This window comes from Dyella sp. (assembly GCF_036568765.1).
Classification (GTDB): Bacteria; Pseudomonadota; Gammaproteobacteria; order Xanthomonadales; family Rhodanobacteraceae; genus GSA-30.
This window is the reverse complement of the sequence record NZ_DATCRY010000066.1, coordinates 1-10,241: the sequence shown is the minus strand read 5'-3', so window position 1 is coordinate 10,241 and position 10,241 is coordinate 1. Positions and strand designations below refer to the sequence as shown.

General features: G+C 61.4%; 9 protein-coding genes and 2 rRNA genes. 10 read left to right on the top strand and 1 reads right to left on the bottom strand.

The genetic code is table 11. The features are described from left to right. The 8 genes from VIM98_RS05385 to glpK form a co-directional block, all read left to right on the top strand. Positions 1–153, top strand: a 23S ribosomal RNA gene (locus VIM98_RS05385); the annotation flags it as partial. A 127-nt stretch (positions 154–280) separates the two neighbouring features. After that, a 5S ribosomal RNA gene (rrf, locus tag VIM98_RS05380) occupies positions 281–395 on the top strand. A gap of 422 nt (positions 396–817) precedes the next feature. Continuing rightward, positions 818–1,183: a VOC family protein gene (locus VIM98_RS05375; RefSeq protein WP_331992072.1), complete on the top strand. Its 366-nt coding sequence runs from the start codon at positions 818–820 to the stop codon at positions 1,181–1,183. Between the two features lie 79 nt (positions 1,184–1,262). After that, positions 1,263–2,477, top strand: coding sequence for an enoyl-ACP reductase FabV (gene fabV, locus VIM98_RS05370; RefSeq protein WP_331992071.1), 1,215 nt, complete (start codon positions 1,263–1,265; stop codon positions 2,475–2,477). 183 nt (positions 2,478–2,660) lie between these two features. Then, on the top strand, positions 2,661–3,149 hold the full coding sequence (locus VIM98_RS05365; protein ID WP_331992070.1) for an HAD-IB family hydrolase: 489 nt from the start codon (positions 2,661–2,663) through the stop codon (positions 3,147–3,149). A gap of 63 nt (positions 3,150–3,212) precedes the next feature. After that, positions 3,213–3,776, top strand: coding sequence for a TIGR00645 family protein (locus tag VIM98_RS05360; protein WP_331992069.1), 564 nt, complete (start codon positions 3,213–3,215; stop codon positions 3,774–3,776). A 52-nt stretch (positions 3,777–3,828) separates the two neighbouring features. Beyond that, entirely contained in the window at positions 3,829–5,337 is a 1,509-nt protein-coding gene (gene glpD / locus VIM98_RS05355; RefSeq protein ID WP_331992068.1) for a glycerol-3-phosphate dehydrogenase, read from the top strand. A gap of 8 nt (positions 5,338–5,345) precedes the next feature. Continuing rightward, on the top strand, positions 5,346–6,845 hold the full coding sequence (gene glpK / locus VIM98_RS05350) for a glycerol kinase GlpK (protein ID WP_331992067.1): 1,500 nt from the start codon (positions 5,346–5,348) through the stop codon (positions 6,843–6,845). Between the two features lie 192 nt (positions 6,846–7,037). On the opposite strand, the gene VIM98_RS05345 is transcribed toward glpK, so the two are convergent. Next, positions 7,038–7,973, bottom strand: coding sequence for a carbohydrate kinase family protein (locus VIM98_RS05345; protein WP_331992066.1), 936 nt, complete (start codon positions 7,971–7,973; stop codon positions 7,038–7,040). Between the two features lie 277 nt (positions 7,974–8,250). On the opposite strand from VIM98_RS05345, the gene VIM98_RS05340 reads away from it, so the two are divergent. Together VIM98_RS05340 and mreC are read left to right on the top strand one after the other, a co-directional pair. Continuing rightward, positions 8,251–9,297 (top strand): rod shape-determining protein, encoded by a 1,047-nt coding sequence (locus VIM98_RS05340; protein ID WP_331992065.1) that lies wholly within the window; start codon positions 8,251–8,253, stop codon positions 9,295–9,297. Positions 9,298–9,465: 168 nt separating this feature from the next. Beyond that, positions 9,466–10,241: rod shape-determining protein MreC (gene mreC / locus VIM98_RS05335; protein ID WP_331992064.1), on the top strand; the 776-nt coding region annotated here is incomplete at its 3' end.

Sequence of the window (10,241 nt, the reverse complement as noted above, 5' to 3'; positions counted from 1 at the left end):
GCATCTAAGCGGGAAGCACGCCCCAAGATGAGATCTCCCGAGAGCTCGACTCTCCTTAAGGCACCATCAAGACTAGGTGGTTGATAGGCGCGGTGTGGAAGTGCAGCAATGCATTGAGCTTACGCGTACTAATGAGCCGTGCGGCTTGACCATATAACCCCAAGACGCTTCGCTTGACGTAAAGTCTCGACGAACATCTCCTGGACAGTTCACCAGACGCTTGTCACTCGTTTACCCCTTTGCGGAGCCGGCGCTTATCTCGCGCTGCTCCCACCCCTTCCCTGGCGGCTATAGCGCTGTGGCCCCACCCGATCCCATCCCGAACTCGGAAGTGAAACGCAGCTGCGCCGATGGTAGTGTGGCATTGCCCATGCAAGAGTAGGTCACCGCCAGGGGCTTTATCCTAAGAACCCGCATCAACCGATGCGGGTTTTTTCTTGCGTGTCGTTTGGCTTTTTTTGCTGTGCGTGTCGAAGACACGCGCTGCAACAGGTCACCGCCAGGGGCTTTATCCTAAGAACCCGCATCTCACGATGCGGGTTTTTCCTTTTGAGTTCGCGGCCGCTTTACGCCTGTGCGACGCACTGACGCTCGCCTCAGTCCGCTCCCTCTCCCCTGGCTCGCCGGGGGAGAGGGCTGGGGTGAGGGGGAAACCCCGCACGAAAAAGAACCCTCTCACCCTCAGCCGCACCTCCGTAGATTAAACCGGCAGAACCGCCTCCCTTGCTTGCAGGGTGGAGGGTTGGGATGAGGTGCGCTCTTGCCTCTCTCCCCAACCATGCCCAATCATCGCCGTTGACACTCAAGGGGACCAACCATGATCAAAGGCCTGCGCACCGCCATCTACCCCGCACCTGACCTGCAAGCCGCCAGAGCCTGGTATGCAGACGCCTTCCAAACGCAACCTTACTTTGACGAGCCCTTCTACGTTGGCTTCAACATTGGCGGTTTCGAACTCGGCCTGGTGCCCGACGCCAAACCCGGCACCGACGGCGCGAATCCGCTCTGGGGAGTGGACGACCTCGCTGCCGATGTCGACCGGCTACTGGCTTTGGGGGCCAAGGTGCTGGACCCCATCGCCGACGTCGGCGAAGGCATCCGCGTCGCCGCCTTGGCCGACCCCTTCGGTAACCGCATCGGCCTGATCCAGAACCCGCATTTCGATCCCGCCCGAGTGCGTTAAGCCCAGCCAGTCCCTGCGGGAGCGTATGGCACGCCCCACCGTTTAGAATGCGCGGCTAGACGTCTCATCGGAGCAACCAGTGATCATCAACCCCAAGATTCGTGGCTTCATCTGCATCACCGCGCACCCGGTTGGCTGCGAAAAGAACGTGCTTGAGCAAATCGAGATCACCAGAAAGGCCGGCACGTCCACTTCGGGTCCTAAGCGCGTTCTGGTGATCGGTGCATCCACCGGCTACGGGTTGGCTTCGCGTATCACAGCCGCCTTTGGCTACGGTGCTGCGACGCTGGGGGTGTTCTTCGAAAAGCCCTCCAGCGAAACCAAGACCGGTACAGCCGGCTGGTACAACTCGGCAGCTTTTGAAAAGTTCGCCAAGCAGGAGGGCCTGTACGCCCGCTCTATTAATGGCGATGCGTTTTCGAACGAAACACGCGCGCGCGCGATCGAGGTCATCAAGCAGGAAATGGGCGGGCAGATCGATCTGGTCGTGTACTCGCTGGCTTCACCCGTGCGCAAGCTACCCGACACAGGTGAAGTCGTCCGCTCTTCGCTCAAGACCATCGGTGAGACGTTCACTGCTTCCTCGGTCGACACCAATACCGACCGGGTTGTCCAAGTCTCCGTCGAGCCGGCGACCCAAGAGGAAATCGCCAACACTGTAACGGTGATGGGCGGTGAGGATTGGGCGCTCTGGATCGAGGCATTGAGCCAGGCCGGCGTACTGGCCGATCACGCCAAGACCATTGCCTACAGCTACGTCGGTACGGAAATCACCTGGCCGATCTACTGGCACGGCACTTTGGGCCAAGCCAAGCAGCACCTGGACAATACTGCCAAGGAACTGCGCACGCGTCATACCGCCGAGCATCTCGACGCCTACGTTGGCGTGATGAAGTCCGTTGTCACCCAGGCCAGCGCCGCTATCCCGGTCATTCCGCTGTATGTGTCGATGGTCTTCCGCATCATGAAAGAGAAGGGCATCCACGAAGGGACGATCGAGCAGATCAACCGTTTGTTCCACGATCGTCTCTATCGCGCGGACGGCAAGGCCCCGGAAACCGATGCGGAAGGTCGTGTGCGCCTGGATGACTGGGAACTGCGCGACGACGTGCAGCAGAGCTGCAAGGCCATGTGGCCCACCGTGACCACGGAAAACCTGCTCGAAGTGACCGATTACGCCAGCTACAAGCAGGATTTCCAGCGGCTGTTCGGTTTTGCACGCAAGGACGTGGATTACACGGCCGACGTGAGTCCGAATGTGCAATTCGACGTCATCGAAGTGCCCGCTGCTTAAACTCGATACGTACCCATAAATACAAGAAGCCCGTAGGCGTCATGCTGCGGGCTTTTCCTATTGGTCGCGACCAGCATCCTATGAATCTCGCTCTCTTCGATTTCGACGGTACGATCACCACACGCGAGATGTATCGCGATTTCGTCGAATCGGCTATACCGCGATCGCTTACGCCTCGGAGCGGTGCTGTTCGCTCCTCTGGTGATCGGCTACAAGCTGGGCTGGATATCCGGCTCGGTCATCCGTGCGGCGATCGTCGGCTACGGCTTCCGCGGTGTCGACGAGGCTGCGGTTGCCGCCTTCGGACAGCGCTTTGCCCACGATGCCCTGCCGCACGTTCTTCGGCCCGAAGCCATGGCGCGCATTCAATGGCATCGGGAGCAGGGCGATCGCGTGATCGTCGTATCCGGCGCGTTGGATATCTACCTGTCGCACTGGTGCCAGACCCATGGACTCGAATTGATCTGCACCTCGCTCGAAGCGCGCGACGGCCGGCTGACCGGCCGCCACCGCGGACGCCAATGCGTCGGTGAGGAAAAGGCACGTCGTGTTCGCGCCACGCTGGATCTGGCCAGCTATCCGGTGATCTATGCTTATGGCGATACCCCCGAGGACCGCGAACTTCTCGCCCTGGCGCACAAGCGTTACTACCGGTGGGTGGAAACCGCCTGAAATGCATCGCAAGTTATTCCGATGAATTGCTAAAATTCAGGCAATTCCCCAAGCGATGCCCCAATGACCCCGACGCCGTCCCAACGCCGACTCGGCCCATTGCCCTATCTGATCTTCTCCTCGCGCTGGCTGCAATTGCCGCTCTACCTCGGCCTGATCGTCGCGCAGGCCATTTACGTGGTGCAGTTCCTGCGCGAGCTATGGCATCTGATCGATGCCACCCTGCTCGCGCATGGCGAGGTCGCGGGACAATCGGCCGAAACCACCATCATGCTCACCGTGCTCGGCCTGATCGATGTGGTGATGATTTCCAATCTGCTGGTAATGGTAATCGTCGGCGGTTACGAAACCTTTGTTTCGCGGCTCAAGCTCGAAGGCCACCCTGACCAGCCCGAGTGGCTGTCGCACGTCAACGCCACCGTGCTGAAGGTAAAGCTGGCGATGGCGATCATCGGTATTTCGTCGATCCACCTCCTGGCGACCTTCATCAAGGCGAACACTATGAACGGCGAGGTCATCATGTGGCAGATCCTGCTGCACCTGACCTTCGTGGTCTCTGCCATCGCCCTGGCCTGGATGGATCGCATCATGCTGTCGCCAGGCCGCCACGCACACGACGAGGCGTAACAGCCCCTCTCCGCTCTGGCATCATGGCCTGAAGATGTGAGACGGAGCGGTCATGGTCGAGCAGCAGGTCGATGTGCTGGTAGTCGGCGGCGGGATCAACGGCGCCGGTATTGCGCGCGACGCCGCGGGGCGTGGGCTGTCAGTCTGGCTATGCGAGCGCGACGACCTGGCCGCCCATACCTCCAGCGCCAGCACCAAGCTGATTCATGGTGGCCTGCGCTATCTGGAGCAGTTCGAATTTGCCCTGGTAGGCAAGGCGCTGGCCGAGCGCGAAGTATTGCTGCGCGCCGCGCCGCACATCATCTGGCCGCTGCGCTTCGTCTTGCCGCACCAGCCGCATCTGCGGCCTGCTTGGATGATCCGTCTCGGGCTGTTCCTGTACGACCACCTCGGAAAGGGGCGGCGCACGCTACCGGATTCTCGCCGCGTGCGCTTCGCCAAGCATGTGACCGGCGAGGCGTTGCGCGACGAATTTGCCATCGGGTTCGTCTATTCCGATGCTTGGGTGCAGGACGCTCGTCTGGTCGTGCTCAACGCGACGGACGCGGCTCGCCGCGGCGCGCAGATTCGTACGCACACCCGCTGCGTCAGCGTCCGGCGCACCGGAGGCGGCTGGATAGCTGAACTCGAGCCGCGCGATGGCGAGCGCTATTTCGTACGTGCTCGTGCTCTGGTGAATGCCACAGGCCCGTGGGCTGCGAGCTTCCTTGACGATGTTGCGCAGGTGAGGCACACGCATAGTCTGCGCCTGGTCAAGGGCAGCCACATCGTCGTGCCGAAGCTCTACGACCATCGCTATGCCTACATCTTCCAGCAACCGGATCGACGCATCGTCTTCGCCATTCCCTATGAGCGCGATTTCACCCTGATCGGCACGACAGATCTGGAATACAACGACGATCCGGCGCGACCGACCATCAGCGCCGCCGAGGTCGATTACCTGTGCGCGGCGGCCAACCGCTATTTCAAGCGTCAACTGACATCCGGCGATGTCGTGTGGAGTTACAGCGGCGTTCGCCCGCTCCTGCAGGATCACGCAGGCAATGCATCGGAGGTCACGCGCGATTATCTGCTCGACCTGGACACACAAGGCGCGCCTCTGCTCAACGTGTTCGGCGGCAAACTCACCACCTTCCGCAAGCTCGCCGAGGAGGCGGTCGACCGGCTCGCCCCCTTGCTCGACCATCGGCAACCGGCCTGGACCGCGGATGCCAAACCGCTGCCCGGCGGCGGTGAGCGCGATATCGACGGTCTGCTCGAAGACATCCTCGCCAGCCGCCCGTGGTTGCCTGAAACACTGGCTTGGCGCCTGGTGCACAGCTACGGCACGCGTGCACGCGACCTGCTCGGCGAGGCAAGCGATCTCGGCGAACTGGGCGAATATTTCGGTGCCGATTTGTATCGGGCGGAAGTCGATTACCTGGTACGCCACGAATGGGTCACTTGCGCCGAAGACGTGCTCTGGCGGCGCAGCAAGCTCGGTCTGCGCATCGATGCCGGCGGTGTTGCGCGACTCGATCGCTATCTGGCCAAACGACTGGGCGCGCCGAACACACAATGAGGTCAACCATGGGCAAGCGATACATCCTGGCGATCGACCAAGGCACGACGAGCTCACGCAGCATTCTGTTCGATCGCGATGGAGCGATCGCCGGTATGGCGCAGCGCGAGTTTCCGCAGATCTTTCCGCAGCCGGGTTGGGTGGAGCACAACCCACGCGAGATCATGACCAGCGTACTGGTCACCATGACCGAGGCCATCAATCGGGCCGGCATCGATCCATCCAGCATCGAAGGCATCGGCATCACCAATCAACGCGAGACCGCGGTGGTCTGGGACAAACAGACCGGCCAGCCGATCTACAACGCCATCGTCTGGCAATCGCGTCAGACCGCCGATATCTGCGAAGGCCTGAAAGCGGCCGGTCACGAGCCGAAGGTGCGCGAAAAAACAGGTCTCTTGATCGATGCCTATTTCGCCGGCACGAAATTGCGCTGGATCCTCGATCGGGTCGACGGGGCGCAGGAGCGCGCCGAGCGCGGCGAGTTGCTTTTCGGCACCATCGATACCTGGCTGATATGGAACCTCACGGGAGGCAAGGCGCACGTTACCGACTACACCAATGCTTCGCGCACCCTGATGTACGACATCTACAAACGCCAATGGGACGACGAACTGCTGGCCATGCTCAATGTACCGCGCGCGATGCTGCCGGAGGTGCGTTCTTCCAGCGAGATTTACGGCGCAACGCTACCCAAGCATTTCTTCGGCCGCGAAGTGCCTATTGCCGGTGTCGCTGGCGATCAGCAAGCAGCGTTATTCGGCCAGGCGTGCTTTGAGCCGGGACTGGCAAAAAACACGTATGGCACCGGTTGCTTCATGCTGATGAATACCGGCGAAAAAGCCGTGCCGTCGAAGAACGGTTTGCTGACCACGATTGCCTGGGGCATTGACGGCAAAGTGGAATATGCGCTGGAGGGCAGCATCTTTGTCGCCGGCTCGGTGATCCAGTGGCTGCGCGACGGCTTGCGTATGCTGGGCAAGGCCAGCGATTCGCAGGATTACGCCGAGCGTGCGCGCGACAATGAAGGCGTTTACTTCGTGCCGGCTTTTGTCGGACTGGGTGCGCCGTACTGGCGTAGCGATGTGCGCGGTGCCGTGTTCGGTTTGTCGCGCGGCACCAGCAAGGAACAATTCATTCGCGCCGCATTGGAATCGATGGCCTATCAGACACGCGATGTACTCGAAGCGATGCAGAGCGATTCAGGCATTCGCTTGAAGGAACTGCGTGCAGACGGCGGCGCGATTGCCAACGATTTCATGGCGCAGTTCCAGGCGGATATTCTGGATGTGACCCTGCTGCGGCCGAGGGTACAGGAGACGACGGCGCAAGGCGCGGCGTATCTGGCCGGGCTTGCCGTCGGGTTCTGGGAAAGTCGCGAGGAGATCGCCAGGCGTTGGGCGATAGATCGTGCGTTCAAGCCGTCGATGCCGTTGGAGAAGCGTGACGCGTTGTACGCGGGATGGAAGAGGGCGGTGCGGGCGACGATGGCGTTTACGGTGGAATGAAGAGCCCCCCTCACCCCAAACCTCTGCCCCGGCAAAGCCAGGGGAGAGGGAGCCGGTTACGCAAGTGCGAGTACTGACGTTTGCCTCAGTCAGGCTCCCTCTCCCCTGGCTTTGCCGGGGGAGAGGGCTGGGGTGAGGGGGCAAAAAAAGAGCCCAAATGGGCTCTTTTTTTTTGTGCTCTTCAAACCAACCTCAAATCTCGTACCCGAACTGATCCTTGAACTCGGTCGCGAACTGCTCGAACGTAAAACGCTGGTTCTGCGTGCCTGGATGCTCCACTTTCAACGCGCCCATCAACGAAGCCATACGACCGACCGTCGGCCAATCCTTGCCATTCATGATGCCGAAGATCAAACCTGCACGATACGCATCCCCGCAACCGGTCGGATCGACCACTTGGCGCTCGCGCGCGGGCGGGATTTCGTGCGTGGTGCCGTCAGCCAGATGAATCAGCGAACCGCGCGGGCCCTGCGTGACGATATACGCATCCACGCGCTGGGCGATTTCTCCCGCGCTCCAACCGGTGCGCGATTGCAGCAACTGCGACTCGTAATCGTTGACGATTACATACGTCGCCTTTTCGATCATCGCGCGGAACTCCTCGCCGTTGAACAACGGCATGGCCTGGCCCGGATCGAAAATGAAAGGCACGCCACGCGCAGCGAATTCATCCACATGCTGCAGCATGGCGTCGCGGCTATCGGGGGCGACGATACCAAAGGTGATTTCCGGAATATCGCGCACATGATTTTCGTGTGCGCTCGACATCGCACCTGGATGGAACGCAGTGATCTGGTTGTTATCCAGGTCGGTGGTAATGAAGCACTGCGGCGTAAACTGTTCGTCGTACACGCGCACGTAATCCATGCGAATGCCGAATTCTTCCATGTGCGAGCGATACGGCGCAAAATCCTGACCCACGGCAGCGACCGGCAACGGATCGGCGCCGAGCAACTTCAGGTTATAGGCGATGTTGCCGGCGCAGCCGCCGAATTCGCGGCGCATCCGCGGTACCAGGAACGATACGTTGAGGATGTGGACCTGATCCGGAAGGATGTGATTCTTGAACTGATCCTGGAACACCATGATGGTGTCATAGGCCAGCGATCCGCAGATAACGGCAGACATGGTGCGAAAACGCCCCCGAAGTTAATGGGTAAATAGGAAGTTCTTGCGACCGATCAGGGGGCTTCCCCCTGGATCGGGCCAAACCCTGGGATAGTACCTTTATCCGTTCCCCAGGGCGAATATCTGGCTTTTTTCTGACCTCGCCAGTGCAGTAGAAAATGCGCTTATCACCGCGATCCACAAGGGTTTCTTAACGATATTGTCCTTGCGTGAATAGTGCCGCAAGACTAGACTGGCGCGCTTACTTTTTAGCCAGACCCAGGGTGTACGGCGGCTCATGTTCAAGAAGTTCCGCGGGTTCTTTTCTAACGATATTTCCATCGACCTGGGCACCGCCAACACGCTCATTTATGTGCGCGGCCAGGGCATCGTGCTTAACGAGCCGTCGGTGGTGGCAATTCGTCAGGACCGCGGTCCGGGTGGCCCCCGTGCCGTGGCCGCCGTCGGTAGCGACGCGAAGAAGATGCTCGGCCGAACCCCGGGCAATATCGCCACCGTGCGCCCCATGAAGGACGGCGTCATCGCCAATTTCTCCATGACCGAGGCGATGCTGCAGCATTTCATCAAGCAGGTGCACCGTTCGCGCCTGCTGCGCCCGAGTCCGCGCGTGCTGGTCTGCGTGCCTTGCGGCTCCACCCAGGTCGAGCGCCGCGCCATCAAGGAGTCGGCCGAAGGCGCCGGTGCCCGCGACGTGTTCCTGATCGAGGAGCCGATGGCCGCGGCGATCGGTGCCGGCATCCCGGTGCACGAGGCGCGCGGTTCGATGGTGCTCGATATTGGCGGCGGTACCTCCGAGGTCGCCGTGATCTCGCTGAACGGCATCGTCTACTCGCAGTCCGTGCGCGTGGGCGGCGACCGCTTCGATGAGGCGATCATCAATTACGTCCGCCGCAACCACGGCACGCTGATCGGTGAATCCACCGCCGAGCGCATCAAGATGGAAATCGGCTGCGCCTTCCCGCAGACCGATGTGCGCGAGATCGAGATTTCCGGCCGTAACCTGGCCGAGGGCGTGCCGCGCATGTTCACCATTAACTCCAACGAAGTGCTCGAGGCGCTCCACGAGCCGCTGTCGGGCATCGTGGCCGCGGTCAAGTCGGCGCTGGAGCAGACCCCGCCGGAGCTGTGCTCCGACGTGGCCGAGCGGGGCATCGTGCTGACCGGCGGCGGTGCGCTCCTGCGCGACCTGGATCGCCTGATTTCCGAAGAAACCGGGTTGCACGTGCAGGTGGCCGACGAGCCGCTGACGTGCGTGGCCCGTGGCGGCGGTAAGGCGCTGGAGCTGATCGATCAGCACGGCAGCGATTTCTTCGCGCCGGAATAAGCGGCAAAAAACAGAGGCTCCGCAGTGAGCCGGCGGGGGCGTGGGGCGAGGAGCGGTGCGCGCAGCAATGTCGATCGAAAATCCTTCCATCGGCGTAGCACGGTCGCCTCGGGTCGCGACCGCCGTCTCGCACACTACCGCCCCGCACAACTCTGGTAGTCCGGTTTCATGGCGCTGACGCGCGACGACAACTCGCCCCTGTTTGCCGGCACGGTCGCCGGCACGCTGCGTCTGATCTTCTATCTCGCGCTGGCGATGGTGCTGATGGTGCTGGACCACCGGAACGGTTGGGCCTGGCGCATTCGTTACTCGATGTCCGTGGTGGTCGAGCCGGTCTACAAGCTGGCAGGCCTTCCGGCCGCCGGCATGCGCGTGCTCAGCGTGGCCTTTGCCGACCGCAAGATGCTCACCGAGCAGAACCAGCGCCTTCGCGAAGATTTGTTGCTGGCCAATGCCAAGCTCAATCGCATGGCTGCCGTGGCCGAACAGAACCAGCGTCTCAAAGGCCTGCTCGATACCCAGCACAGCCTGGATCTCAACGTGCAGCTTGCGCGCGTGATCGGCGTGGACCTCGGTACCAGCAGCAATCGCATGATGGTGAACCTGGGCGCGCGCGACGGTATCCGCCAGGGTCAGGTAGTCATCGATGCGCATGGCGTTATCGGGCAGATCGTCGAAGTACTGCCGACGACCTCGGTCGTCATGCTGGTCACCGATCCCAATCACGCCGTGCCGGTCATGGTCGAGCGCACCGGCCTGCGTACCGTCGCCTACGGTGCGCACGATGGCGGTCAGCTCAGCCTGCCTAACGTGCCGATGGCTGCGGATATCCGTACCGGCGACAAGCTGCTGACCTCGGGCCTCGGTGGCCGTTTTCCGCCAGGATTTCCCGTGGGCGAGGTGCTTAGCGTCGGCCAGTCGCCTTCGGGCATGTTCCTGGAGGC

What these genes read in the sequence shown, in the direction of transcription:
- glpD (WP_331992068.1), top strand. Translation starts at nt 3,829, where the DNA reads ATGGTCGAGCAGCAGGTCGATGTGCTGGTAGTCGGCGGCGGGATCAAC.
- VIM98_RS05340 (WP_331992065.1), top strand. Translation starts at nt 8,251, where the DNA reads ATGTTCAAGAAGTTCCGCGGGTTCTTTTCTAACGATATTTCCATCGAC.
- glpK (WP_331992067.1), top strand. Translation starts at nt 5,346, where the DNA reads ATGGGCAAGCGATACATCCTGGCGATCGACCAAGGCACGACGAGCTCA.
- VIM98_RS05345 (WP_331992066.1), bottom strand. Translation starts at nt 7,973, where the DNA reads ATGTCTGCCGTTATCTGCGGATCGCTGGCCTATGACACCATCATGGTG.
- VIM98_RS05360 (WP_331992069.1), top strand. Translation starts at nt 3,213, where the DNA reads ATGACCCCGACGCCGTCCCAACGCCGACTCGGCCCATTGCCCTATCTG.
- VIM98_RS05375 (WP_331992072.1), top strand. Translation starts at nt 818, where the DNA reads ATGATCAAAGGCCTGCGCACCGCCATCTACCCCGCACCTGACCTGCAA.